We start from the raw sequence: 26,219 nt of genomic DNA, 5'->3' as shown, positions 1-26,219 counted from the left end.
TAACTCCCCACCATGACGGCATTCAAGTACGGATTCTTAATTACCGGCCTTCTGCTGCTGCTTGGGTGCGGCATGCTGCTCGCCCGGCAGCAATATTTTCACGAAACGGCCAGCCGGGCAGAGGGCGTCGTCGTTGATTTGTACGAAACATATTCCGATCGTCGTGATGCGCCTTCGTACAAACCGGTCGTGCGTTACCTCGACAGCGACGGCAACGAATTTGAATTCACAACGACTGTTGCCACTCGCCCCTCTGCCTATGACGTTGGAGAGCGGGTCTCCGTACTGTATCGGCCCGGCCAACCCGACAGCGCAACGTTAGACAATGGCCTTGAACAAGGGACCGGCCTTGCCATTTTGGCTTTTTTCGGTATCGCGTGTTCAGGAATAGGCGGCGTGCTCATCTGGGCAACCGCACGTGAAAAGCAGCGTCAAACCGTTCTTGAACAAAACGGGAAGCGAATTCAGGCAAGTTACCTCCGGACCGATGTACTTAAAGCGAGTGATGCCGATGACGAAGATGCGTTCCGGATCGTGGTCCAATGGCGAGACCCAGCCAGCAAGGAACGCATTCTTTTTTTAAGCCCGCGCCTCCGGAACGATCCAAGTCATCATCTAAAAAACGGGCAATCCATCACCGTTCTGGTTGACCTAAACAAGCTAGACAACTACCAGATTGATCTTCTCTTTCTGACCCAATCCCCATAACCCTCAAAATCACGACCGTCATTCAACACTGAGCCGTTCAGGCTTCGATCAATTGAATAATGCTTCCACCTTGATGTCGATACGAATTTTGACTCGCAGCAAGCACATTCACCTGAATAGTGGCGAAAGAGAATTCTTCGGATTCTTAATGAAAAAATCATCATATCGTATTTTATTTTTCGCGTTACTTTTCATCCTTTCCACCACGTCATTTGGTGACCGTCTCCAAAGCTCCCGGCTCAATAAGGCAGAATATAACGGTAATGATCCCGCGGTACCTTTCACTCTGGAGATTGCGGATTTCAGCTATCCGTTCATGTCCGACGCCGAGCAGGCGACATTGCTGTCAGGCTTGCTGAAAGAAGTCACGATTCGGGCAGACTACGTACCCAATACGATAATCGAAGGGAAGACTCAGAAAACAAGACGCAAATTCAGGCTATTTAGTGGGCTCGGCGGTATCGGTCCGATTCCGGACCCACATATCGAAACCAAAATCGAAAAATTCGAAAAACACCTGGAAACAAAAGCACACTGGAGACGTGATTCGGCCACTGGCCACTATCTGCTGAGTTTTTCCCTGCCCGCGCGACAGGGTGATTTGTTTCCACTTTCATTGCTTACCCTAAGCATTCCCAACCAATCCTTCTGGAGTCAAAAGAGCATTGCGGCGCTGCCTTTGAAGCGTGACTACGGCGATGTGCGGCTAGCGCTGACTCCTTCACTTGAGCAGAAGGTAGGTATTTTTCAGCTCTCCGAACTGCCGTTACCGATGCCGGCCAACGACGTTTCCCGAACCGGCGTAGTCAGCATCAAGGGAAGTTGGCAGCAAAACGGCCTAACTCATTGGCTTCGGCCACAGATGCTGTTTGATCAGGATTCGATATCAAGAATCCTCCATGAGGACGGCATCATGCTCGGAGACCCCGAGCAGACCCTGATCAAGGCCGGAAAAATACCCGGCCTGATTGCAGCCTTGCAATTTCCGACCTGGTTCAGCATGAACCCCAACACGCAAAACAGTCGCATCTTGGCCATGCCGACCACGACCCCACGCTGGCATGGCTTGCACTACATGGGCCGGGGTACCCAGCTGCAATTTGCCGAAGCGGGCGGATTCCAGTTTTTACAACTCGATGCCGAAGGTCCGATCGAACCGGGCACTCGACGTGGCCCAAGCAAAACGGAGCACTGGATTGGCTTCCAGGGAAAGCTGGTGAGCTACCGTGGCGAGTACAATTATTTTGACGATAAAAGCACCCTACCCGACCTGAACTGGGCCATTCTTTTTCTGGATGGTCGGCGCGTCGGTAGCGGTAGGATATTAACGTCACAAAGGAACAAAGCCGGCGAGTATGCAAAGCTGAATGATTGCCCGCAGCCGGAGTGCCAGCGCAATGTTGCCGAAGCCGAGTCACAAATTGCCAAGCGCGACACGGAGCTGCAGAAGGAATTTGAGCACTACCTGTATCTTTACAAGCAGGCCAGCCCGGTGAACTGAGCACATCATGCCGAATCAGTAGTGATCGTCATCCGGTAGCGCAAACCTCCGCTGGCCTTGTTCGTTTGACCGCAGGATCAAAGGCAGCACGACACGGCTATATACAACAGTGACGGGGCCGCAACCCACAGCCCCGCACCGTCCCATGGTCAGCTCAGCTTCACCTTGATCTCGTCAGCCTTCACACTCACGGCAATCTTCTTCACCGGCTTGGCCGCAGCCAGACGGCCCAGCAGTTCGTTGGAGATTTTCGCCAGTACGGTCCGGGTCAGGATCGCGTCGGCATCGCGCGCGCCGCTGTCGACGTCGAAGCAGCGCGAGGTGATCAGTTCGACCAGCTCGGCCGGGAACTCGACCTTGGCGTTATGGTTGGCTTCGATGCGGCGGCGGATCTTGTCGAGCTTGAGCGCGACGATTTTCTGCAACACTTCGTCGCTGACCGGGAAGTACGGCACGATGGTCAGCCGGCCGAGGAAGGCCGGCTTGAACACCTTCTGCAGCGTCGGGCGCAGCACTTCGACCAGATCGTCGGCGCTCGGATCACGGTTTTCGTCGCCGATCGTCACCCCGCCCTCGACTGCGCGCATCACCAGATCGGTACCGGCATTCGACGTCAGCAGGATGATGGTGTTCTTGAAATCGACCTCGCGGCCTTCCGAATCCTCGAGCACACCCTTGTCGAACACCTGGAAGAACAGCTCGAGCACGTCCGGATGGGCCTTTTCGACCTCGTCGAGCAGCACCACCGAGTACGGCTTGCGCCGCACGGCTTCGGTCAGCACGCCACCCTCGCCGTAGCCGACGTAGCCCGGTGGCGAGCCCTTGAGGCCGGAAACGCTGTGTGCTTCCTGGTACTCGGACATATTGATCGTGATCAGGTTGCGCTCGCCGCCGTACAGTGCCTCGGCCAGCGCCAGCGCGGTTTCGGTCTTGCCGACGCCGGACGGGCCGACCAGCATGAACACGCCCTTGGGCTTGCTCGGATCGTCGAGGTTGGCCTTGGCGATCTGCACCCGTTCGGCGATCTGCTCGAGTGCGTGATCCTGACCGATGACGCGCTCGGCCAGCAGGCCGGCGAGTTTCTGCACCTGCTCAAGTTCGTTGCTGACCATGCGCCCCAGCGGAATACCGGTCCAGCCACTGATCACGTCGGCGATGACGTTCTCGTCGACGCATTCGAATGCCAGCGGCAGCGTCTTGTGCAGCTCGCGCAACTCGTTGCGCTTGGCCTGCAGCGGGCTGACCTTCTTGCCCTTGGCCGGCTTGGCCCCGCCGCTGGTTGCGGCAGCCCTGAGTTCATCGATTTCGGCCACCAGCACCTGCTGCGCTTGCCACTTCTGCTGCAGCGTTTCCAGGTCGGCACTCAGCCCTTCGCGCTGCACCTTCAGTTCGGCGATCCTTTCGGCGTGGCCTTCTTCGGTTTCGAGCGCCGCCAGTTCACGGTCGACATTGGCAACCAGCGCTTCGACATCCTCGATCGGGCCGGGCCGACCGGCACGCGAGAGCGCAACGCGGGCGCAGGCGGTATCGAGTACGCTGATGGCCTTGTCCGGCAACTGACGGCCGGCAATGTAGCGGCTCGACAGGATGACCGCCGCGGCCACCGCTTCGTTGAGGATCTGCACCTTGTGGTGTCCCGCCATGGCTTCGGCAATACCCCGCACCATCTGCACGGCGATTTCCGGCGCCGGCTCGTCGACCTTGACGACCTGGAAGCGCCGCGCCAGCGCCGCATCCTTCTCGAAGTACTTCTTGTACTCGGCCCACGTCGTTGCAGCGATGGTGCGCAGCTCGCCGCGCGCCAACGCCGGCTTGAGCAGATTGGCCGCGTCGTTCTGTCCGGCCGCGCCGCCGGCGCCGATCATCGTGTGCGCTTCGTCGATGAACAGGATGATCGGCACCGGGCTGGCCTTCACTTCATCGATCACCTGCCGCAGCCGGTTCTCGAACTCGCCCTTGATGCTGGCACCGGCCTGCAGCAGGCCGAGGTCGAGCGTGCGCAGCGTCACGCCGGCCAGCGCCGGCGGCACTTCGCCGCGGACGATTTTCAGCGCCAGCCCTTCGACAACGGCGGTCTTGCCGACGCCAGGCTCACCGGTCAGGATCGGGTTGTTCTGGCGTCGGCGCATCAGGATATCGGTCATCAGGCGAATTTCGGCATCACGACCGAGCACCGGATCGATTTTGCCTGCGCGTGCCTGCGCGGTCAGGTCGATCGTGTACTTGTCGAGTCCCGGCGAACCACGCTTGCCGGCGGCCGGTACGACGATCGGATCGCTGGCCTCGGGCACCGAATCACTCACCGTGTTGCCGCCCTCCTCGCCGTGGCGGCGCAGCGCCGCGTAGCCTTGGCGCAGCGCCTGACGATCCAGCTTCGCCAGCGGGGTCGCTGCACCGTTGATCGATGCACGCAGCCCTTCATCGTCGAGCAGTGCCAGCAGCAGGTCGAGGCTGGAGATCTCCTGTTCACCATGCTCGGCGCCGGCGATCAGCCACGCCTTTTCCAGCCAGCGCGGCATCCAGCTCGACAGCACCGGATTGCGGGTATTGCCGCGCTTGAACTGTTCAAGCGTGCCGTCGAGTTCGCGTTCGAACTGCGTCAGCGGCACACCACCGGCGCGCAGCGCCGCGGTGAAGGCATTGTCGGTCTGGTCGATCAGCGACAGCAGCACGTGCTCGATCTCGATCTCGAAATGCGTACGGGTCACCGCGCGGTTGGCGGCATCTTCGACCGCCGCGCGCGCCGTCGGCGTCAGCTTGGCAACCAGGGCTTTCAGGGGCGTGGACATGGTGGTTTCTCGTGTAGATATCGTTATGGGTCGGTACGTCTCAGTGCAACAGGGTATAACTCATCTCGTCCGGGTCCGATTTCGGCATGCTGGCAACCAGCCAGGCATTGCCGCCAAGCCGCAACGGCGAAGCCTCGTTCAGGACCGGCTTGGGGGTGTCGCGCTTGTCGAGCACCAGCCGCACGTCGCACGCCAAGCCGTGACCGAGCGCGAACTGCAGCAGTTGCTGCAAGGCGTCGGCGCCGGCGCCGCCCGGTAACAGCGCATCGAAGCGGGCACGACGCAACGGGCCAAGCTTGAGCTCGACCTTGGTCTGCCGGTCCCAGATCCGGCTGCCGGCAAACGCCGACAGACCGAGTTCGCAACCGGATTGCCCGAGTTGCGTCTGCTCGTCTCGCGGCACGTCGATCCACTGGCCGGCAAACTGGCCCAGCTCGGCCCGCACGTCGAAGAAGCCTTCGATCAGGGTCACCAGTGCCTGACTCGACAGTGGCTTCTGGCTCAGCAGGCCGGCGTAGTAAATGAACAGCGTTTCATCGAGGCCGTTCTCGCCGCCGAGCCGATCGCGCAGCCGTGACAACCCCAATCCGGCCAGATCGAGCAGGTTGCGCGAAAAGCCTTCGGTTTCACCGGCCTCGGCCGCCAGCCAGAAGCGGTACTTGCGCCACGCGCCGTAAAACAGCGAAACCGCCCGATGACTGAACAGGTCGAAGAAGCCGTGCAGCGCGGTATCGCGGAAATGCTGGCGCCGTTCGATCAGCAGCTCGGTATAGCTGGTCGGCAGTACGCCGGACGGCCCTGTCAGCCCCATGAAGGCGACGCCGAGTTCGTCCGGTGTGCCGGCTTCGGCATCGTCGTTCGCCGGCTGATAGCGCGTCAGCTCGCTCGGCGGAAACGACAGCGTCGCCAGCGTGCGGAAACGCAGCTTGTCCGGCAGCGGCCCGCGCCGTTTGCCCTGTTTGTGCGCGGCCAGCGACAACAGCCGCACCGCCTGAAAAAAGCCGTATTGCGTCGCGTCGGCGGCGATTTCGCCGCTCAGATCACGATGGCTTCGCCCGCGCGTGCCGGCCATGCCGCCACCTCCTCGTTCTGTTGCACCGTGCGCACGCGCAAGCGGCTGAAACTGTTCGGCGCGCAATACAGCGCAAAAAAGCGCTCGAGCACGCTGGCAAACAGGTAGATGCCGCCGCCGACGTAATAGTCCTCGTCCAGCGTCAGCGTCACCTCGGTGCCACGGACGAAGCCGGAGAAGTCACGCCCGGCGACGCGCGTCACTGCGGCCTGGCTGCTGATCGCGTGCAAGCCCTGAATCTGCCGGTTGGTCACCGGCGAATCGGTCAGGTTGTACAGCGCCAGCATTTCCTGCAGCGTGCTTTTGCCACCGTCGATGATCGACAGGTAGTTGAGCGACAGATGCGAAATCAGCCGCCACTGCAGGCCACGCTTCAGCGGTGCGCGCAGGCTTTGCGTCGGCTTGCGCAACAGCTTGACGCGCTTGACCACCGAATGGCCCGGCAGCGAAAAATCGGTATGCGTGCCGGACTGGCTGCCGCCGAACGGAATCTGCTCGGGCAGGTCACGGTTGCTGCACAGCAGCTCCAGACTCAGCACCTCGGCCGCCGGCCGTACCGGATTGAAATCCAGATCGACCAGATGCAACTCCAGATCGCTGCCCTTGTCGCCGGCCCTTGGCGACGCCTCGCGGCTGGCGTGCCAATAGAAGCGAGGCCCGCCCTTCTCGCCGCCATGGCGGATCGCGTAGAACGGCAGCACCTCTTCGCTGCTTTCGCTGGCACCGGTCTTCTCGACCCGCACCACGCGCGAAATCTGGATCACCTCGTACGCCGTCTGCTTGCGGCTGTCGGCGAGCACCGGGTACGACGCCTTCTGGTGCGTCACACGGATCGGCTCGCCCGGCTGGGTGAACAGGTTGACGATCGGTGTGCAGCCGAGCTTGAAATGGTTCGCTGCCAGATGGTTCAGCAGCCGTGCATGGCGTTCGGTATCCGGGTACTGGCCGATCAGGCACTGGATCACCAGCTTTCCGCCGACCAGCCGCGGCGCCACCTCGCCGAGACGAGTGAAATCGACGAACAGGAACTTGTCCGGGAAGCTGAAGTATTCGGTGAGCAGGCGGTAGCCGACAAAGGAACGCGCGTCGTACTCGAGCACGCCTTCTTCGCGGCCGAAACCGACCGGCTGGATGCAGCCACCCGGCAACTCGCGCGTGCGGGCCGGATCATCGCTGCCGTCACCGACGCGCACGCGCTGGGTTTTCGACAGCAGCAGCTCGTACAGCAGGTGCATCAGCGCCGGTTCGCCGTCGAGGAAGAAGCGCAACGATTGCAGATCGATCGCCGCGATATCCAGATCGCCGTGCGTCTCCAGCTCCAGCGTCAGCACCGCCGCCGCATCGGGCGCCATCCGCCGCAGATGCCCCGAACCGCTGGTCAGCTCGAGCCGCGCACTGGTGAGCGACAGCGGATACAGCTCGACCGGGTAGCAGGAGCGGAACTTGCACACGACGCCGCCCATCGCCGGCGCATGCACCGGCTGCTGCCGCGCCACCGTGTAGCGCTTGGCAATTTCGGGCCGTTGCGGATCGCACTCGAACTGCACGATCGTCGTCGCCGGAATCGGCCGCAGGTAGTGCGGATACAGCACGTCAAGAAAGCTAGCCGCGATCTCCGGGTACTCGTCATCAAGCTTGCGATGGATGCGCGCGGCCAGAAACGCGAACGACTCGACCAGCCGCTCGGTATGCGGGTCCTCGCACTGATCGCCCTCCATTTGCAGCCGGCCGGCGATTTTCGGATAGCGCTGGGCGAACTCGCCCGACAGCTCGCGCAGATAGCCGAGTTCGCGTTCGTAATAGGGAAGCAGGGATTCGAGCATTATTGATTCAACATGATCATGGATACTTAGAAGCCATTCAGCTCAACAAGAAGCCGGTCGTCATGCGGCTCCCATTTACAACCCGTCCTGCTCAAACAACGCTTGGAAAGTGAGCTGATAAAGGCCTCTTTAGTGCCGGCACCTCAAAATCCGGCACGCTTCCCACATCATCCGCGATCTAAAACAATGCCTGAGAGGAGCTAAGTACCTCTCGCGACTGGAATAGATTTTTGTTGTTTAAATAATCTGCCAATCGAAAACATCGCCCCGCTCCAGCCCAAAAAGTCGGGCTCCGGGGTAGAGCAGATGCAGCACGTTGATCCTCGTAATGAACAGATTTGCCGTACCGCTGCAGCGGCTTTCAAACCCGGAGTCCGAAACCGCGGGCCCCGCGTGTAGCGATATATTGCGACAGCGTTTCGTAGGCCAACAGCAGCTCGTGCCACAGCATCCGCCCTCACCCGGCGAAGGCGCGGCTGCCCACACATCGCTTAAGCCGGGAAATCGATTTTTGCAGCGTGGCGTGGCTCGTCGGTCACGAACTTCACCTTGATCTTGCTGGCCGAAACGCCCAGATTGACGAGTTCCTTTTTGGCATTGTTCGCGCGGGCCAATGCTGCGGCCTTGGCGTTGCCGATTTCCTTGCGATTGCAATAGCCGGTGATCACGATGTTCTTGGCGGTCACCGCCTGCGCCAGCAGCAGCTTGACCTGCGCCTGCGCCTGATCGTCGAGTTTGACACTCTGGGTGCTGAATACCAGCAACGATGGATCGACCGCGTTGGCGGCGGCATCCTTCGCGGCAGTGGTCGCCTTGCTCTTGGCGGCATCGGTGGCGTTGGCTGCAGCCGCGTTCGCAGCCGATTTACCCCACGGCCCCACGGCTTCTTTGGCAGGTGGATTTTGCGTGCAAGCGGACAACAGGATGGCGGCGCTCAATACAGCCAGGCGATACATAAAACCTCCGAGAGAAACGGGAAAAACAGGCCCGCCATTGCGGCGGGCCCTTGCAACCGCGATTAAGCGATCGTCTTGTTTGCGGTCAGATCCCAACCCGAGCTGACGTTACCGCCGCCCGATCCGTCCTCACGCTTCTGCTGGGTGTAGGTCCACTTGATCTTGCCGTAGCTGAAGCTGACCTTTTCCTGCGGGAAGCCGCTGTCGTTGGCCGAGCCGGTCGGCTCGACCTTGGAAATCAGCACCTGCTCGAGCTTGACTTCCATGTACTTGACCTTGTCGCCGCCAGCACGGCACAGCTCGATGGTCACTTCCTTGATGTGCTTGCCGGTGCAGCATGCTTCGTAGATCTTCGGGCTGGCCTTGTCGAGGAAGTGCTCGATTTCGTACACGCCGTGATTGACGCGTTCGGCGGTTGCACCACCGGCCGAGCTGGCAGTGGCTTGCGCTGGCTGCTCGATCTTGTGCGCAAACGACTGGATCTCGATCCACTCTTTGTGCTTGTCGTCGGTGCTTTCGCCGGGGATGCCGTCGATTTTCAGGAAGGCGTCGAATGCCATTGAAGATTTCTCCTAGTAGATGGATGTGTATTACTCGGCGATCCGCTCAGCGTGCAGCCTTGGGCAGCTCGGCCACGAGCCGGAGCGAAATCGTGAGTTCGTCGAGCTGGAAGTGCGGGCGCAGGAAAGCGGCGGCGCGATACACGCCCGGCTTGCCCGGTACCTCGACCACGTCCACGCGGGCCTCGCGCAGCGGATACTTCGACTTGGCTTCCTGCGAAGCGGAATCGTCGAGCAACACGTACTGCGCCAGCCAGGTATTGAGGAAGTCCTGCACGTTCTGGCGGGTGGCAAAACTGCCGATCTTGTCGCGCATGATCGACTTCATGTAATGCGCGATCCGCGACACGGCGAAGATGTACGGCAGCTGCGTCGACAGCCGCGCATTGGCGTTGGCCGAATCGGTGTTGTAGGTCTTGGCCTTCTGTACCGATTGGCCGCTGAAGAACGCCGCGTAGTCGGTGTTCTTGCAGTGCACCAGCGAAATGAAGCCCAGATCGGACAGCACTTTTTCGGTCCGGTCGGTAATCGCGACTTCGGTCGGGCACTTGAGCGCCACTTCACCGTCGTCGGTATTGAACGTGTGCGCCGGCAGGCCTTCGACCAGGCCACCGCCTTCGACACCGCGGATCGCAGCCAGCCAGCCGAACTGCGCGAACGCGTCGGTCAGGCGGGCGGCATAGCCGTATACCGCATTGGTCCACAGGTACTTGCTGTGATCGGTGCCGTCGACGTTTTCCTCGAAGTCGAAGTCCTCGACCGGCACTGTGTCGCGGCCGTAGGGCATGCGGCCGAGTACGTGCGGCAGCACCATGCCGACGTAGCGCGAATCTTCCGATTCACGGAACGACTTCCACTTGGCGTATTCGACGGTGTCGAAAATCTTGGCCAGATCGCGCGGCTTGCCGATGTCGGCAAAGCTTTCCAGACCGAACAGGCCCGGGCTGGCTGCGGTGATCAGCGGCGCGTGTGCCGATGCCGACACGTGCGACAGCTCGTCGAGCAGGTAGAAGTCTTCCGGGTGACGGCCGAACTCGTAATCGCCGACAAGACCGGCATACGGTGCGCCACCGAAAGTGCCGTATTCCTCTTCGTAAATCTTCTTGAACAGCGCGCTCTGGTCGAACTCCGGCGATGCCTTGAAATCCTTGACGAGGTCCTTCTTCGAAACGTTCAGCACCTTGATCTTCAGCTGCGTGCTGGTTTCGGATTCGGACGTCAGGTACTTCAGGCCACGCCACGATGCCTCGAGCTTCTGGAAGCTTTCGTGGTGCATGATTTCGTTCAGCTGCTCGGACAGCAGACCGTCGATCTCGGCGATGCGCGCGTCGATGCTGGCGGCAAGGTCCTTCGACAACGTCACGGTGCCAGCCAGCACCTGCTCGACCAGCTCGCCGATCAAGTCGCGCGTATAGCCCTTCTCGTGTTCGTTGGTGGCGATCCGGCTCTGGTCGATGATCGTGTCGAGCAGGTTCGACGATTCGGTGACGGCTGCGCCGCCCTGCGATTGTTGTTCTGTTTGCATGAATGGCTCCGGGATCAAGCGTTCGGGTCTTGCGGGCGGCTCTGGCTGATCTCGCGCAGCTTGTCGGTGTCGCGGACGATGTCGTCGAGCAGGGCTTCGAGCTTGTCGTTGCTGACGAGCTTGTTCTTCAGGTCGGCAAGGCGCTTGCGGGCATCCAGCAGCTTGGCCAGCGGTTCGACCTGCTCGACCACCTTCTGCGGCTCGAAGTCGGCCAGCTCGTTGAAATTGAGTTCGACGCCAAGCTGGCTGCCGTCTTCCGCCAGCTTGTTGTCGACGCGATAGGCCAGGCGCGGCGCCATGCCCTTGAGCACGTCGTCGAAATTGTCGCGATCGATCTGCACGAACTTGCGCTCTTTCAGTTTCGGAAGCGGCACTTTGCTCTGACCCGAATAGTCGCCGAGCACGCCGAGCACGAAGGGCAGCTCCTTGGTTTCGATCGCATCGCCGACTTCGACGTCATAGGTGATCTGCACCCGCGGCGGGCGGACACGTGACAACTTCTTCTGTGTGCTTTCCTTTCCCATACTCTCCACCAGTCCCGGTTAGATTTCACAAAAAATTAATTCAAACATACGTAAATCAAAATTTACAAGTAAGATTTAAAACGATATCTCGTAATTCATCGAGCTTGAGTGCCGGATCGGCCAGCTGACGGCCAAGGATGTAGGCCGCCTCGGCGTAAGCCTGATGCCTGGACCACGGCGCCTCTGCGTCTCCGGCATCCAGCACCGCCAGTGGCGCAGGCGGCAGCCCCCACAGCAGCGCCAGCTGCTTGTCGGTGAAGCGCGACGGCGAAATCGCCAGATAGCGCCGGCCTTGCAGCGTGATCGTCAGATAGTGCGGATCGAGGCCGACATGGCCACGCGTCGCGGCCTGATACAGCGTCAGCCACGTCGCCAGTCCCAGCGTTTCCTCTCCCGGACCATCCGGTAGCGGCAACAGCAGTGCCTGCCGCGGCGCGCTGCTGTCATAGCGGCGTACGAAGTCGCCATGAAAGGCGAACGCCAGTAGCGTGGCCTCCAGTGAAGCGCCGCCAGCTGCGGATAGCCGTCCGGCCAGTTCGCTGGCGGCCGTTTGCCGTAGGTGCCGTTCGAGCACCTGCCCCGCCAGATCCAGATCGGCGCCCGAGCGGCCGTTCAGTGCAAGCTGGGCCTCGAGGAATTGCCGGCAGGCCAGCATTTCCACCGAGTTGTCGACGGCGCTGGACAACTGGTCGCGCAGCCCGGCAAAGAACAGCTCGTTCGCCAGGACCAGCAGCGACAGGTTCTGCGCCCCCTGATCGAACGGCACGATCGCGCCGGCAACCAGTGGATAATGGCGCCCCGCCTCGTCACGGCTGGGTTGCAGCACGCCGAAAAACACCCAGCGCCGATCAGCCGAGACGTAAAAGAATTCGCTGGCCTCGGCAGCCAGATAGCGGTCTTGCCAGTCGGGCTGCTCGCTGGCCCAGCGCAGGCTGGTCGCCAGCAACTGATCGAACTCGATCGCGACCGGGTGCGTCGCATTGACCCGGACGAAATCGGCGCGGCGCGGCAGCTTGCCGAAAATCGCGTATTGGGGCGCAACCACCGGGTTGCGCATGAAAGTAATAGCCATCGTCGTCCTTACTGGGTAATCCGTTCCGGCAGGCTCAGCTTGCGCAGGCTGGAGAGCTGCAGCGGATTCGGGCCGCTGACCATGCGGTAATTGACGCGCACGACTTCGGCATCACCGGCAGCGCCCTTGCGGATGGACCAGCTCAGCGTGCCGCTGTTGTTGTCGCTGCGCTCGACATGCGCCTGCGCCAGCAGCTTGGTCCAGCCCATCCGGCCCTGCTGGTTGGCCACCACGGCGCTGGCGCCATTGAATGCCACGACCTGGATGCGTGCGCCCTGACTGGCGCCCGGATTCGGCCAGCTGAAGCTCTGCCACGGTTGCGGGCCGTTGCGGTAACGCAGCGTCTGGCCATCGATCTCGACGACGATTTCCGACAGTCCCGACGTCGGGACCGGTTGAAGTTCGAACTTCGCATCCGAGCCGTCCTGCGTCAGCGTCGCGCCGGCATCACCGAGCCGCGCCGCACCGGACAGGAAGGCGGGCTGGAAGCGGATGCCGAGATTGGCCCAGGTGCGCGGCACCAGCGTGTCCCCCTTCTTCAGCACCAGACCGTTCAGGTACTTGTCGACGAACTTGTCGAGCGTGCCGTCATTGGGTTTGACGAACTTGGCAATGTCGCCCAGCGGCGCTTCGGCCTGGCTATCGGTGAACGGGTACTTGGACGAGAGCGCCTTCCACTGGCTGTACACCTCCTTGTCCCACGCCTGATTCAGGTCGCGTTCGACCGGCGGCAGCAGCACCGCGTAGGTCTGGATCAGCGGACGCACCAGCAGCGGGCGGACGACTTCGCGCGTTTCGGCATCGGCGGTCCCGAGCATGGTGTTGTCGACGTACTGTAGCGTGTCGGCCAGTTCCGAGCCGCTACCGTTCAGCGTCGCCTGCACCAGTTGCCGTGCACCGCCCCCTTGGTCGTCGGTCGAAGCAATCTGCAGCAGCTTGCCCTTAAGCTTGCCGAGCTGGTCGAGGTAGCCGTTGATCGGCGCCGGCGAGCCTTCGTTCAATCTCGCCACCGCGACGAACTGGCCGCCAACCTCGCCCTTCTGCCCCGGCTGAACCGCCTTAGGTTGATTGCCGCCGTTGATCAGCGACGTAGTTTTTTCCAGCACCGACTGCTTGGCAGTCTCTAGCTTGCTGCTCAGTTCGGACGGGTTGTCCCACGCCGTTTCGAATGCGGCCCGGGCGATGATCAGCTTGACCGGCGACGTTTGCGGATCGGCCAGACGCGTCATGCCTGCTGCGGCCTGATTCAGATCGGCAAAGTCCTTGACCGCGACGCCCTGGAGGAATTTCTTCCACTCGCGGGCGTAATCGGCGCGGTACAGCGCTTCGAGTTCGGCCCGGTTCTTCTCCAGATCGCCATCACGACCAAGGTTGTCCTGCAGCGATGCCGCCAGCACCCAGTCGTCGCTCTTGATCTCGCCGCGGCTGGCCTCGTCGATGGCACCGCGCATGTACTTGTCCCACGCCTCGCGGGTGAACGCACCCGGCACCATATAGCTGCCGGCGACGATCTCGCCATCCTTGCCGTTGAGGATGCGGGCCACCGTCAGCGGCTGGAAGCGGGTGTTGCCGCGTGCCTTCAGCTCGTTGTAGACACGCTCCTTGGCCGACAGGCGGCGGAGCGAGCCGCGCAGCACTTCGCGCGAGCTGCTCACCGTCACGGCGTTGTTGTCGATCGTCGGCAGATCGGGTTCCTTGAGCTGCGAGACATAGAACGCGACGATGCGCTCGGCCAGCGGATTGATGTCCTCGAGCGGGCGATTGCTGCGTTGCTGTTCCAGCCACGGCCGCCAGTAGCGGGGCAACTGGTCGGTCAGGTGCGCTTCATCCATCCGCGCCTTGTCGTGCAGCATCAGATAGGTCTTCAGCGCGTTGTAACCCTGCTCGAGTTTCACCTCACCCTGTACCGGCGCCGCAGCCACACCGGAGGCTGCGGCCGCAGTGGCCTTTTGCAATGGCGTGACGGCACTGAGGTTGATCACCGGCAGACCCGGCTTCTTGATCACCGGCTTCTTGACCGGCGCGCGTGGCGCAGGAACGGGGGTCGGTGCGGGTGCCGCCTTGGGCGCGGCTTCCACCGGCTTCGGTGCTTCGGGCGCCGGGGCAGCGACCTTGATGTTGGTCAGCGCCAGCTCGAGGTTGGACTTTACCGGTGCCAGCATCAGCTTGCTTACACCGTCGAAATACTCTTTCCGCAGCGCCGTTTCGACCTCCGCACCACGGTACAAACCCATGCCGATCTGCCATGGGTGGCCGTCCTTGCGGTACTGCTGCAGCGTTTCGAGCCGCTTCTGCAAAAGGTCGAGCGCCTTGAGCCGGTCATAGATTTGGCCGGTTGCGGCCAGCTTGGCCGCCTGCGCACGCTCTTCGGTCGCAGTGGCAATCAGCTTCTGGTTGCCGATGTACGACCACGTCAGGCCGCCGACAATCACGGCGAGCACCGACAGGCCGGCAACCAGCCCGGCAAGGCGCCAGCGGCTGCCGCTCGGCCGGGTCTGGCGGGTGATCAGGTGCTGGTCGGGAAACACGACATCCCGGAACAGGTCGCGCAGGAAGTAGCTGTACGACGCGGGCGACTGGCGGGTTTCGAAACCGGGTTGCGACAGGTCGAACTGGCCGGCAACGCGGGTGGCTGCGCCGATGCGCGGCACACCTTCCTGCAGGGCGCTCGAGAAGTAGAAACCGCGCAGCAGCGGCTTGGCGTGATACGGGTCGTCCTCATGCAGCAACGTGACGAAGCGGCAGACCGACTCCTTCAGCGCGTGGAATTCGACCGGGAAGGCAAAGTACGCCGGCTTGGCATTCGGACCGCGATGCTGCAGCAGCTTCTCGTCGCCCATCTGCGACAGGCCGCGGTACATCTGTTCGAACTGCTGCCCGACGACGTGGCCGATGTTGAAACCGGCGCCCTGATCGTGGCTGAGCGTCGCGCCCCAGACGCGATTGCGATCCTCTTCGCTCGCGTCCTCGAAGAACGCACCGAAGCCGCCTAGCAGGTCGACCTTGGTGAACACCAGATAGATCGGGACCTGCAGGCCGAAGGTGTCCTCGATCTCGTGGATGCGCTCACGGATCTGGCGCGCATAGATCGCAAAGCCTTCGGACTTGTGCTGCGCCAGCTCGGGCAGACTGATCGCGACGAGGATGCCGTTGACCGGCGCCTTGGAACGGTGCTTTTTCAGCAGCTTGAGAAATTCGAGCCATTCGGTGCGGTCCTCGCTCTGGGTCGCGTAGCGGCCGGCGGTGTCCAGCAAGACACCTTCGGTGGCAAAGAACCAGTCGCAATTGCGCGTACCACCAACCCCCTGAACACCGACTTTGTCGCTGAACGGAAAGGTCAGGCCGGACTGCAGGATCGCCGTGCTCTTCCCCGCCGCCGGATGACCGATGATCATGTACCACGGCAGCTCGTATAGCGCGGCATTCCCGCGTGCCTTGCCGATGCGCGAACTCTTCAGCGTATCGATCGCACCGAGCATGCGCTGGCGCAGCAGATTGACCTCGGCACGCTTGTCGGCGCTCGCGCCCATGACCGCATCGTCGGCCTGGCGCTGCAGCATCTTCTCGATCAGCCCGCCAGCACGATTGGCGACCATCTGGCCGATCAGCAGCGTGACGACCCAGAGCAGCATCACCCCGAAGATCCAGCCAAAGCGCGCCTCTGCCGACACCAGCCCGAAGAATGGCCCGATGAACCAGATCAGCGCGATCAGGATCAGGAAGCCGATGGCCGATGCGACCTTGGCGTTTTTCATCCAGCGTTTCATTGCGTTCACAACCTCGTTGCTTTCATTGCAAATGGCCTATCGCTTCGCACGGGTCAGCGATGCGATCGAACCGGGTACTTCGATATGGCCGTAATCCTTGAAGCTCCAACGCCCGCCCCAGGTCAGTTTCGCGGCCTCCGCTTCTTCGCCGAGCGCGGTATAGGCCTGCATCGCCCACGGATCACGCTCGGAAATCACAATCTTGCCGTTGCGCATAGGCGCCAGATCGACGGCCATGCCGTACTGGTGCTTGCTCTGCCCGCCCTTCGCCTTGGTCACCAGGTTCTCCTGCGACGCTAGCGAATCCTGACGCTCGGGGCTGCGATAGCCTTCGAGCAGGGCGAGCGGGTAACCGCGTGCTTCCATCCGGGCCATCAGCGCCAGCACCCGCTGGACGAAGTCCGGATCAAGCCGGCTCCAGTCGCGGTCGGCACCCGCCAGTGACGGCCGTTCGCTGGTCACGAACATGGATGGCGGCAACGGCGGCGGCGGAACGAGCTTCTCTTCGGTCAGCGCCAGCTGGATGTTGCGCAGCGAGGCGTACTCCTGCGGCCCCAGCTCGCCCAGCACGTGGTAGCCAGCCAGCCTGAGCGTCAGCAGCACCACCATCGAGATCAGCAGCACCGACACCAACAGCAAACGCCCACCCCGCCAGCGTGACGGCGCCTCCGCCGGGACAAGCGCCGGCTCGGGCACCTCGACCACCGGGCGAGGTACCAGGATCGGCTCGGCCTGAACGGCAGCCGGCCGCTGTGCCGCCACGGCAGAGCGGTCCCAATAGAAGAAGCGCCACCCCAGCCACGCCAGCGCCAGCATCAGCAGCGACAGACCGGAGAGCAGTAAGACAACGTTATTCAAATCGACCGCTCGTCAGCAAATGGACGGTTAAAATTAGGAAACTCTTAATAAACAACAACGAAATATCAGCAAATAACAAACTTGATACTTTCTAAGTCATTCAAAATTTCGGGAGAAATGTATAATATTTTTCCCGTCACATCAAAGTCATCTGAACGAGCATGAACATGAAATTTCGCTTTTTTGTAAGGAAAAAGCCCGTTCGCTGCCTGATGGCCGCTTTGGCTGCAATCACACTGGCGAGCTGCGCTTCCGGCCCGAAGGACTACGCCATTCAGGGCGAAGCCGCGCCGGTCATCAACCGGGACACAGGCGGAAAGCCGCTTTCGATCGTCGTCCGGGTCTACCAGCTCAAGGATGCAGCCGAGTTCAACAAGCTGACTTTTGATGCCACTTCAAGCGGAAAATCTGACGCAGAACTTTTAGGCAATGACCTGATTTCGCGCAGCGAACTGGTTCTCGTGCCGGGCAGCAAGCAGGCCATCAAGGACCAGATCAAGCCGGAAACCCGCTTTGTCGGCGTGGTCGGCTACTTCCGCAAACCGGACACGAACCACTGGCGCTTTCTGGTCGACGCCAGCGACGTCCGCAGTGACGGGCTGACTTTCAAGGTGCAGGACTGCTATCTGCAGGTACAGGTGCCCAAGGCGCTACCGCAGCCGGGCGTGCCGGCCGCTTTCAAACCTGACTGCGGCCCGGCACCCAAAGCCGCCGGTCGCCGATAAACGCCCCACCCGATTTGCAAAAAGGAGACGGCGAAGCCGCCCGACTCATGCTCGACGCCAAACGCATCCTCTGGGGGGAAGGCATGTTCCTTCGCCCCCAGCATTTCCAGCAGCAGGCACTGCACCACGCCAACCAGCTGACCCATGCCATCCACAGCCATCAGCGCCATCCCTGGGGACTGCAGTCGCTCGCACTCGACGATGCGGCCCTGCGCGGCGGCCAGCTCCGGGTCGACACGCTGTCGCTGCGCTTCCGTGACGGCACCGCTTTCCGGGCGCCAGCCAGCGAGCCATTGCCCCGCTCGCGCGATCTGGCGGAAATTCCGCAGCTCGGTGTCGAAACTACGCTGTACGCCTGCCTGGCGCAGCTGATGCCCTACGGCGGCAATACCGTGGCTGACGCAGGGAGCAGCAACCGGCCGACGCGATTCCAGAGCCGGCAGCTCGCCAGTGCCGATCTGTACACGCAGGCACTCGAAGCCGATCTGAGCACGCTCGAGCTGGACGTGCGACTGATGGTCGAAGAAGAGAATCGCGACGGTTACGATTCGATTCCGATTGCCCGACTGGCCAAGAACGCGACCGGCCAGTGGCAACGTATCGACGATTACCTGCCGCCGCTGCTGACCGTCAGCGCGGCCGAGCCCGTATCGCGGCTGCTGCGCCGGCTGCTCGACATCCTCGTGGTGAAAAGCCAGGCACTGGCCGGCGCACACCGCGAGCGCGCCAAGAACGTCATGGAGTACGGTACCACCGACATTGCGTCGTTCTGGCTGCTGCACACCGTCAACCGCAACTTCGCCCGCCTCAACCATCTGGCCCGCTGCGAGCCGCTGCATCCCGAGGAACTCTATCTGGCACTCGCCGAGTTCTGCGGCGAACTGCAGACGTTCTCGACGATCTATTCGCTCGGCGATCTGCCGCCGTACCGGCACGAAGCGCTGTCGGAAGTGCTGCCGGTGCTCGACGCGCAAATCCGCGAACTGCTCGAAACCGTGATTTCGGCACGCTATGCGGTCATTCCGCTGAGTCAGCCCAAGCCGTCGTTCCATATCGGCCGGCTCGAAAGTGACCGCCTGATCGACAACGTCGACTTCTATCTGTCGGTCCAGAGCGATCTGCCGGCCGCCCAGGTCATCGAATCGGTCCCGTTCAAGTTCAAGGTCGGCGCGCCCGACGACGTCGAGAAGATTCTCAACTCGGCACTGCGCGGTGTCAGCCTCGCCCATGTCGGCCAGACGCCGTCGGCGATTCCGGTCCGTGTCGGCAACCATTACTTCGCGCTCGAACCGCGCGGCGACATTTTCCAGCGCATGCTGCAATCCCGCTCGGTCTGCATCTACGTCCCGCAGACCCTGGCCGAACTCCGGCTCGAGCTGATCGCGGTCTTCCGCTGACCTCCAAATACAAGGATCCGGCATGAACGCCCCTACCGACATCGCCCACCCGCTCAGCGTCGAGCAGCCCACCGCCCCCGCCCTGCGCGACATGCTCGAGGACGGCACCTACCTGCTGTTCCTGTTGCGCGACGGCAATGCGCCGAACAGCGCAGCCGAATTCAATCGCCGTGTCGATCAGTTCCTCGCCCAGTTCGAACGCCACGCCCGTCAGTTCGGCAAGCCGGGTGATGCGATCGATCAGGCCAAGTACGCGTTTTGCGCGCTGATGGACGAAATCATTCTCTCGTCCGATTTCCCGCTTCGCGAAGAGTGGGAGCGGATGCCGCTGCAACTGCGGCTGTTCGGCGAACACCTTGCCGGCGAAGGTTTCTTCGATCGGCTGGAAATGCTGCGACTCGATCCGGCAAAACACATCGAAGCACTCGAAGTGTTCCAGATCTGCCTGCTGCTCGGCTTCCAGGGCAAATACCTGCTCGAGGGCAGTGAAAAGCTCGGCTATCTCGCGCATCGGCTGGGCCAGGAAATCCAGCAAGTCCGTGGCGGCAAGGCCGAGTTCTCTCCGAACTGGAAGCTGCCGCAACGCTTCCAAGCCTTTGTCCGGCACGAACTGCCGTTGTGGCTCTACTTCGCGGTGCTGGCGATCGTCGCGGTCGGCATTTTCGTGGCCTATCGCGTCCTGCTGGGTCAGCAGGTCGGCACGTTCATCGGCGGATGAGCCGCCACGCCGTCTCGATCCAGCCATCGATCCTGGATCGCCTGCTCGACGACGAACCCGATCGCCCACCCGGTGGAAGCTGGTTGCTGTTCGACATGCCCGATTTCAAGCGGGCATTGGCGCGGGATCTGGAAGCGCTGCTGAACACCCGGACGATCGACTACACCGAAACGTTCGAGGCCTATCCGCTGGCAGCCGAAACGATGGTCGGCTTCGGCATTCCGGACCTGTCCGGCGTCAGCCTGCTGAACCCGGAAGATCGCGAGCTGTTGCGCGAGCGGATACGCAAGGCCATCGAGCGGCACGAACCGCGGCTGGGCCGGGTGCGCATTTCGCTGGAGGCCCCGCGTGAGCTCGAACGCGCGCTGCGTTTTCGCGTCGATGCCGTCCTCAAGGTCCATCCGCACAAGCCGCCCGTCGCATTCGATGCCACGCTGCAGCTGTCGTCGAATGTCTACAAGATCCGCCCGGGCGGGTAGTTCTACAGTGGCTAGCGCGGCCGGCTGTTGAATTCGTCGAGCAGCTTCTGCTCGCGTTGCAACTCAAGCTTGTCCTGCTGCTTGCCGTGGCGAACCTTCAGCGTCTCGTAGGCCTTGAGCTTTTTTTCGCACTCGTTGAATCGGGCCAGCGCAGCCTCGCGCTCGCTGACAAGACGCGCGACCTCGGCCAGTTGCTGCTTGGTTGCATCGTCAAGTTTGCCAAGGAACAGCTGGTAGTCGCGGAACTGCACCACGGTCATGCCGGACTGCGCACTCAGCGTCAGCTTGCGGCGATACTCGTCGCAATAGTGCTGGATCTGGACCAGCCGATCACGCGCCCCCTGTTCGGCGGCCTGCGCGGCCTGCAGCACCTTGACCTCGCGTTCACGCGCGTCGGTCGCGAGCTCAAGTAGGAATTCGAAGCGGAACTTGGCCATACCCTATGATCCGCTCATGCGAACAGACCGGCCAGCTTGGTCCGCGCACCGGCGTAACTTTCCTGCTCGTGGATCCGTTGCTGAAGGAATCCCTCGAATGCCGGATAGCGGCGGATGGCTTCATCGAGCAGCGTGTCGGAACCGGGCACATAGGCGCCGACACTGATCAGATCGCGCGAGCGCTGGTAACGCGAGTACAGATACTTGAAGCGCCGGACCAGCTCGAACTCCTCGGGGGCAACGATGTCATGCATCACGCGCGAGATCGATGCCTCGATGTCGATGGCCGGATAGTGACCGGATTCGGCGAGCTGACGGCTGAGCACGAAGTGGCCGTCCAGAATCGCCCGGGCGTTGTCGGCAATCGGGTCCTGCTGGTCGTCGCCTTCGGACAGCACGGTGTAGAACGCCGTGATCGAGCCACCACCCTCGCGACCGTTACCAGCCCGCTCAACCAGCTGTGGCAAGCGTGCGAACACCGACGGCGGATAGCCCTTGGTCGCCGGCGGCTCGCCAACCGCCAGCGCGATCTCGCGCTGCGCCATCGCGTAACGCGTCAGCGAGTCCATGATCAGCAGCACGTGCTTGCCCTGATTGCGGAAGTACTCGGCGATGCTGGTCGCGTAGGCCGCGCCGTAAAGGCGCAGCAGCGGCGGCGTATCGGCCGGTGCGGCAACAACAACCGAACGCGCCAGGCCCTCGTCACCGAGAATGTTCTCGATGAAGTCCTTGACCTCGCGACCACGCTCGCCGATCAGCCCGACCACGACGACGTCGGCCGTGGTGAATCGCGCCATCATCCCCAGCAGCACCGACTTGCCGACGCCGGAGCCGGCAAACAGGCCAAGCCGCTGGCCGCGACCGACGGTGAGCATGGCGTTGATCGCACGCACGCCCACGTCCATCACGTCGCGTACCGGTTCGCGATCCATCGGGTTGTAGGCACGTGCGAACAACGGCGCATAGGCATCGACCTGCAACTTGCCGCGACCGTCGAGCGGCCGGCCGAGACCGTCCAGAATCCGCCCGAGCAGCCCCCAGCCAACCGGCACCTGTCGGCCCTGGTCCTCGAGCCGGCGCGCCGGTGGCTTAGGGTTGTCATACTCGGGCACCCAGGCGGCAACGTCTTCATGCGGCACCACTTCAGCACCCGGCTCGACGCCATAAATTTCGCTGATCGGCATCAGAAACAGCCGGTCGTCGTTGAAACCGACGACGACGGCCTCGACCGGATGACCGCCGGGCGTCATCACTTCGCACGATGCACCAAGCGGCAGCTTGAGACCGGCGACTTCAAGCACCAGTCCGGAAACGCGCACCAGCTTGCCACGCGGCTTCCACGGCCGGATCCAGCGGACCGCATCGCCGCAATCGGCCAGGTAACGATGAGTAGCCTGCAGCCGTTCAGCCACCGCTACCGGCTCCGTCAGCGGGAGATACCGGTGCGTTCCACTGGAGATCGTCACGCTCTGCGCGATTCAGTACCCGCAACAGGGTATGCCAGCGGCCTGGCAGCGCCAGATCGATCTGCGTCGATGCCGTTTCGATTCGGGCATCACCGGGACTGAGACGGGGATCGGCGATCAATCGCCATGTTTCACCGGACAACTCGATCGCGAGCATCGGTTCGAGCACGCTCAGGTCGTCCGGGTGCAGGTACAGGCGGGACGTTCCCCCGGCCGGAGGAATACCCGACAGCGCCTCGACGATGGCCGGCAGCAGCAGTTTCCGGTCGGCGGCAACCTCCTGCCTGACCAGCTCTCGTGCCAGTACCAGCGCCAGATCGAGTACCGACTCGGCCAGCTCGCGCTCGGCGCCGGCGGTCACGTTCTCCAGTGATTGCAGGACGTTCTTGAGTCGGCCGATCTCGTCCTCGGCTGCCAGACGGCCCGCCTCCAACCCTGCGTCGAAACCTTCGCGCATCGCCTGCTGCTCGATCGCCTCGATTTCCTCGGCGGTGGGCAGACTGACCTCGGCCACCGGCAGAGATTCGTACGCTGGCACCGGATCGTCGACCGGCGGCAGCAAGACCGGCTCGGGTTCAGGCTGCACCTGCACGGGCAACTCGGGCGTTGCGGTCTGTGGCAGGGGCTGCCGCGCGCGGCGCTCCTCGTCGATACCGCCCAGTTCCCAACGCTCCCAGGCAGTGAGTTCTTCGCGCGGAATGACGCGTCGATGCGGGCCGGCCATCGCTTACTCGACCAACCCTTCGTCGCCCTTGCCGGACAGCACGATCTGCCCCTCGTCGGCCAGACGACGGACGATCTTGAGGATTTCCTTCTGCTCGGCTTCGACCTCGGACAACTTCACCGGTCCCTTGGCCTCGAGGTCGTCGCGCAGCATCTCCGCCGCACGTTGCGACATGTTCTTGAAGACCTTGTCCTTGAGCGCCTGGCTCGTCCCCTTGAGCGCGACGATGAGCGAATCGGACTGGATTTCGCGCAGCAGCATCTGGATGCCGCGATCGTCGATATCGAGCAGATTGTCGAAGGTGAACATCTTGTCCTGAATCTTCTGCGCCAGTTCCGGATCGTAGTCGCGGATGCTCGAGATCGCCGAAGCTTCGGTCACGCCGCCCATGAAGTTGAGGATCTCGGCGGCCATGTGGACACCGCCCATCGCGCTCTTCTTGATCTTGTCCGAGCCCGACAGCAGCTGCGTCAGGACGTCGTTCAGCTCGCGCAATGCCGCCGGCTGCACGCCTTCGAGCGTGGCGATGCGCAACAGCACGTCGTTGCGAGTACGTTCGACGAAATGCGCGAGGATTTCGGACGACTGATCCGGCTCCAGATGCACAAGGATGGTCGCCACGATCTGCGGATGTTCGTTGCGGATCAGCTCGGCCACGGCAACCGAATCCATCCACTTCAGCGACTCGATCCCGTTGTTGTCGTTGCCCTGCAGGATGCGATCCAGCAGATTGGCGGCCTTGTCCGAACCCAGCGCCTTGGTCAGCACAGAACGGATGTACTCGTCAGCGGCGCCAAGATTGGCGCGGCTTTCAGTCGAGGTAACGAAGTCGTCCAGCGCGGTATTGACCTCTTCGCGCTGTACGTTTTCCATGTTTGCCATGGCGAAACCGAGCCGCTGCACTTCCTTGGGGCCGAGGTACTTGAAGACCTCGACCGCAGCCTCTTCGCCCAGCGTCATCAGCAGGATCGCTGCCTTGCGCACGCCTTCTTCGTTCACTCAGCCCACCTTGTTCGGATTTGCCGTTTCTTCTTCGCGTGCCATCCATTCGCGCAGGATGGTCGCGACCATACGCGGATCGTTCTTGGCGAGTTCCTTGCCCTGCTGCAGCTTGTCGGCAAAGGCCGAGAGTCGGACATTGTCTTCCTCGGCCTTTTCCTGCCGCTGGGCTGCATGCGCTTCGTCCGCCGCCAGCGGCTCTCCCAGCTCCAGATCGACCGGTGCAGGCACATCGCGTGCGCGCGCCAGATCGCGCATCAGCGGGCGCACGACAAAGAACAGCAGGTAGAGCACCGCCAGCGCGATCAGGCCCAGCTTGAGCAGGTCGGTCATGTTTGCGCGAGCGAAATCGAGCGCCTTTTCCTGCAGCGGTTTCTCGATCAGCGGCTGGGATTCCGCAAACGCCGCGTTCACCAGATTGATCGAATCGCCGCGCTCCTTGTTGAACCCCATCGCTTCGCGCACCAGATCGTTCAACTGCACCATTTCCTGCTGGCTATACGGCACGTAGGTCGCCTGACCACTCTTGTCGCGGCCCGGCTTGTAATTGACCACCACGGCAGCGGACAAGCGCTTGACGTTGCCGACCGGCTGTTTGACATGCTGGATCGTCTTGTCGAGCTCGTAATTGGTCGTGGCGTTCTTGCTGCTGTTGGTATTGCCGGTGCTTGACGCCGCGACATCGGATGCCAGTGGAACGCTGATCGGCGCGACCGCAGCACCTGGCGGCTGGTTCGAGAGCGCACCGGGTACGCCGCCGACCGCTTCGGTGACGTTCCGCCCCAGTTGCTCCGCGCTCTGCTGGCTGCGGATGGCGGCCGCATTCGGCGGGCTGTTGGGCTTGAACGTTTCGCTGGTCTGCTCGACTTCTGCGAAATCGACTTGCGCCGTAACCTCTGCCCGGACGTTTTCCTTGCCGACGATAGAGGCGAGAATGGCCTGAATACGTTCGACATAGTTTTTCTCGATCTGCTGCACATAGACAAGCTGTCGGGCATCGAGATTGGGCTGATTCAGATCCTGCGGACGTGACAACAGGTCGCCATTCTGGTCGACAACCGTGACGTTCTTGGACGGCAGATCCGGAATACTGGCCGACACCAGATTGATCACGCCGGCTACTTGCCCGCTATCGAGCGAACGCCCCGGCTGCAGCGTCAGCAAAACCGATGCGCTCGGTTTCTGCTGATCGCGCAGGAATACCGTCTGCTTCGGAATGGCCAGATGAACACGCGCCTTCTCGACCACCGAAATCGTCTGGATCGACTGCGCCAGCTCGCCTTCGATGGCGCGCTGGTAATTCACCTGTTCGGCAAACTGCGATACGCCGAACTTCTGGTTGTCCATGATCTCGAAGCCGGCATTGCCGGCGCGTGGCAGACCTTGGGCCGCCAGCTTGAGACGCGTATCGTAGATTTTGTCGGCGGGAACGGAGATGGTGCCGCCCGCTTCGAGCTTGTACGGCACGTTCATCTGCTGCAGCGACTGAACGATGGCGCCGCCGTCTTTATCGGGGATATTGGTGTAGAGGATGCGGTAACTGGGGCTGCTGCTGAACAACCAGATGCCGACGGCGGCGGCGATCAGCACTGCGGCACCGATCATCATGCCCAGCTTGCGGGCATTCGGGATGGCGGCAAATCGCTGACGCCACGCTGCGGCCCCCTGCCCCGATCCGAGATTGCCGCTCGTCGCGCCCGCTTCAGCCATAGAAAATCAAACTAGGTAGTTGGAATCGTTAACACGCCATTCTAACTGTTTTCAACCTAGCACAGTAAGCCAGCACCAAAGTGCATCATACCTGCATGTTCATGACTTCCTGGTAGGCGCTCACCAGCTTGTTGCGGACCTGCACCATGGTCTGGAAGCTCAGGCTGGCCTTCTGAAGCGACACCATCACATCCTGCAGATCGGCCTCCGGCGCACCGCTCTGGAACGCAACCTGCTGCGCCTGCGCCGACTGCTGCATCTGACTGACTTGGTCAAGCGACGACTTGAGCAGACCGGCAAAATCGGCGCCGCTCGTTGCATCGGCGGCAGGCGCGCTCTGGCCGGCGGCCTTGGCCGACATGGCCTGCAACTGTCCCAGCAGCTGATCAATCCCCTGCACGCTCATAAA

The 26,219-nt window shown here is 62.0% G+C and carries 22 protein-coding genes; 6 read left to right on the top strand and 16 right to left on the bottom strand.

Going from position 1 to position 26,219, the window contains the following annotated elements:
- Positions 1-12 precede the first annotated feature (12 nt).
- Both JMJ54_RS05345 and JMJ54_RS05340 read left to right on the top strand, forming a co-directional pair.
- Entirely contained in the window at positions 13-708 is a 696-nt protein-coding gene (locus JMJ54_RS05345) for a DUF3592 domain-containing protein (RefSeq protein WP_203536932.1), read from the top strand.
- A gap of 148 nt (positions 709-856) precedes the next feature.
- Positions 857-2,209: a hypothetical protein gene (locus JMJ54_RS05340; RefSeq protein WP_203536931.1), complete on the top strand. Its 1,353-nt coding sequence runs from the start codon at positions 857-859 to the stop codon at positions 2,207-2,209.
- 149 nt (positions 2,210-2,358) lie between these two features.
- On the opposite strand, the gene tssH is transcribed toward JMJ54_RS05340, so the two are convergent.
- The 10 genes from tssH to JMJ54_RS05290 all read right to left on the bottom strand — a co-directional run bounded on the left by tssH (position 2,359) and on the right by JMJ54_RS05290 (position 17,155).
- A complete protein-coding gene (gene tssH / locus JMJ54_RS05335; RefSeq protein ID WP_203536930.1) occupies positions 2,359-4,998 on the bottom strand; it encodes a type VI secretion system ATPase TssH in 2,640 nt (879 codons plus the stop codon).
- 40 nt (positions 4,999-5,038) lie between these two features.
- Entirely contained in the window at positions 5,039-6,070 is a 1,032-nt protein-coding gene (gene tssG / locus JMJ54_RS05330) for a type VI secretion system baseplate subunit TssG (protein WP_203536929.1), read from the bottom strand.
- Positions 6,034-7,893 (bottom strand): type VI secretion system baseplate subunit TssF, encoded by a 1,860-nt coding sequence (gene tssF, locus JMJ54_RS05325; protein ID WP_203536928.1) that lies wholly within the window; start codon positions 7,891-7,893, stop codon positions 6,034-6,036. Before tssF ends, tssG begins: the two co-directional genes overlap by 37 nt.
- A 491-nt stretch (positions 7,894-8,384) precedes the next feature.
- A complete protein-coding gene (locus JMJ54_RS05320; protein ID WP_203536927.1) occupies positions 8,385-8,945 on the bottom strand; it encodes an OmpA family protein in 561 nt (186 codons plus the stop codon).
- A complete protein-coding gene (locus JMJ54_RS05315) occupies positions 8,912-9,409 on the bottom strand; it encodes an Hcp family type VI secretion system effector (RefSeq protein WP_189458741.1) in 498 nt (165 codons plus the stop codon). The genes JMJ54_RS05320 and JMJ54_RS05315 overlap by 34 nt, the downstream gene beginning before the upstream one ends.
- A gap of 46 nt (positions 9,410-9,455) precedes the next feature.
- On the bottom strand, positions 9,456-10,934 hold the full coding sequence (gene tssC / locus JMJ54_RS05310) for a type VI secretion system contractile sheath large subunit (protein ID WP_203536926.1): 1,479 nt from the start codon (positions 10,932-10,934) through the stop codon (positions 9,456-9,458).
- A 14-nt stretch (positions 10,935-10,948) separates the two neighbouring features.
- Positions 10,949-11,458: a type VI secretion system contractile sheath small subunit gene (tssB, locus tag JMJ54_RS05305; RefSeq protein ID WP_203536925.1), complete on the bottom strand. Its 510-nt coding sequence runs from the start codon at positions 11,456-11,458 to the stop codon at positions 10,949-10,951.
- A 55-nt stretch (positions 11,459-11,513) separates the two neighbouring features.
- Positions 11,514-12,530, bottom strand: a complete 1,017-nt coding sequence (gene tagF / locus JMJ54_RS05300; protein WP_203536924.1) for a type VI secretion system-associated protein TagF — start codon at positions 12,528-12,530, stop codon at positions 11,514-11,516.
- Positions 12,531-12,538: 8 nt separating this feature from the next.
- Positions 12,539-16,285 (bottom strand): type VI secretion system membrane subunit TssM, encoded by a 3,747-nt coding sequence (gene tssM / locus JMJ54_RS05295; RefSeq protein WP_203536923.1) that lies wholly within the window; start codon positions 16,283-16,285, stop codon positions 12,539-12,541.
- A gap of 48 nt (positions 16,286-16,333) precedes the next feature.
- Positions 16,334-17,155: a M15 family metallopeptidase gene (locus JMJ54_RS05290; protein ID WP_238999912.1), complete on the bottom strand. Its 822-nt coding sequence runs from the start codon at positions 17,153-17,155 to the stop codon at positions 16,334-16,336.
- Between the two features lie 167 nt (positions 17,156-17,322).
- Between JMJ54_RS05290 and tssJ the strand changes: the two genes are divergently transcribed.
- The 4 genes from tssJ to tssE are packed head-to-tail and all read left to right on the top strand — an operon-like array spanning position 17,323 to position 20,474.
- Positions 17,323-17,880 (top strand): type VI secretion system lipoprotein TssJ, encoded by a 558-nt coding sequence (tssJ, locus tag JMJ54_RS05285; protein WP_203536922.1) that lies wholly within the window; start codon positions 17,323-17,325, stop codon positions 17,878-17,880.
- Between the two features lie 47 nt (positions 17,881-17,927).
- Positions 17,928-19,277: a type VI secretion system baseplate subunit TssK gene (tssK, locus tag JMJ54_RS05280; RefSeq protein ID WP_203536921.1), complete on the top strand. Its 1,350-nt coding sequence runs from the start codon at positions 17,928-17,930 to the stop codon at positions 19,275-19,277.
- A 22-nt stretch (positions 19,278-19,299) separates the two neighbouring features.
- Positions 19,300-19,995 (top strand): type IVB secretion system protein IcmH/DotU, encoded by a 696-nt coding sequence (gene icmH / locus JMJ54_RS05275; protein WP_203536920.1) that lies wholly within the window; start codon positions 19,300-19,302, stop codon positions 19,993-19,995.
- Positions 19,992-20,474 (top strand): type VI secretion system baseplate subunit TssE, encoded by a 483-nt coding sequence (gene tssE / locus JMJ54_RS05270; RefSeq protein ID WP_203536919.1) that lies wholly within the window; start codon positions 19,992-19,994, stop codon positions 20,472-20,474. The genes icmH and tssE overlap by 4 nt, the downstream gene beginning before the upstream one ends.
- Positions 20,475-20,485: 11 nt before the next feature.
- Here the strand turns inward: tssE and fliJ are convergent, their stop codons facing one another.
- From fliJ to fliE, 6 genes are all read right to left on the bottom strand, one after another.
- Entirely contained in the window at positions 20,486-20,911 is a 426-nt protein-coding gene (gene fliJ / locus JMJ54_RS05265) for a flagellar export protein FliJ (RefSeq protein WP_203536918.1), read from the bottom strand.
- A 14-nt stretch (positions 20,912-20,925) separates the two neighbouring features.
- Positions 20,926-22,323, bottom strand: coding sequence for a flagellar protein export ATPase FliI (gene fliI / locus JMJ54_RS05260; RefSeq protein WP_308437977.1), 1,398 nt, complete (start codon positions 22,321-22,323; stop codon positions 20,926-20,928).
- Positions 22,316-23,101: a flagellar assembly protein FliH gene (locus tag JMJ54_RS05255; protein ID WP_203536917.1), complete on the bottom strand. Its 786-nt coding sequence runs from the start codon at positions 23,099-23,101 to the stop codon at positions 22,316-22,318. The genes fliI and JMJ54_RS05255 overlap by 8 nt, the downstream gene beginning before the upstream one ends.
- Before the next feature lie 3 nt (positions 23,102-23,104).
- Positions 23,105-24,061 carry a flagellar motor switch protein FliG gene (gene fliG, locus JMJ54_RS05250; protein ID WP_238999945.1) on the bottom strand — a complete coding sequence of 319 codons (957 nt, stop codon included), beginning with the start codon at positions 24,059-24,061 and terminating at the stop codon, positions 23,105-23,107.
- 39 nt (positions 24,062-24,100) lie between these two features.
- Positions 24,101-25,810, bottom strand: a complete 1,710-nt coding sequence (fliF, locus tag JMJ54_RS05245; protein WP_203536915.1) for a flagellar basal-body MS-ring/collar protein FliF — start codon at positions 25,808-25,810, stop codon at positions 24,101-24,103.
- A gap of 85 nt (positions 25,811-25,895) precedes the next feature.
- Positions 25,896-26,216 (bottom strand): flagellar hook-basal body complex protein FliE, encoded by a 321-nt coding sequence (gene fliE, locus JMJ54_RS05240; RefSeq protein ID WP_203536914.1) that lies wholly within the window; start codon positions 26,214-26,216, stop codon positions 25,896-25,898.
- Between the last annotated feature and the right edge of the window lie 3 nt (positions 26,217-26,219).

The sequence above is a fragment of the Jeongeupia naejangsanensis genome, from assembly GCF_016865585.1.
Classification (GTDB): Bacteria; Pseudomonadota; Gammaproteobacteria; order Burkholderiales; family Chitinibacteraceae; genus Jeongeupia; species Jeongeupia naejangsanensis.
Note: the sequence above shows the minus strand (reverse complement) of the source record. Positions and strands in the feature narration are given on the sequence as shown.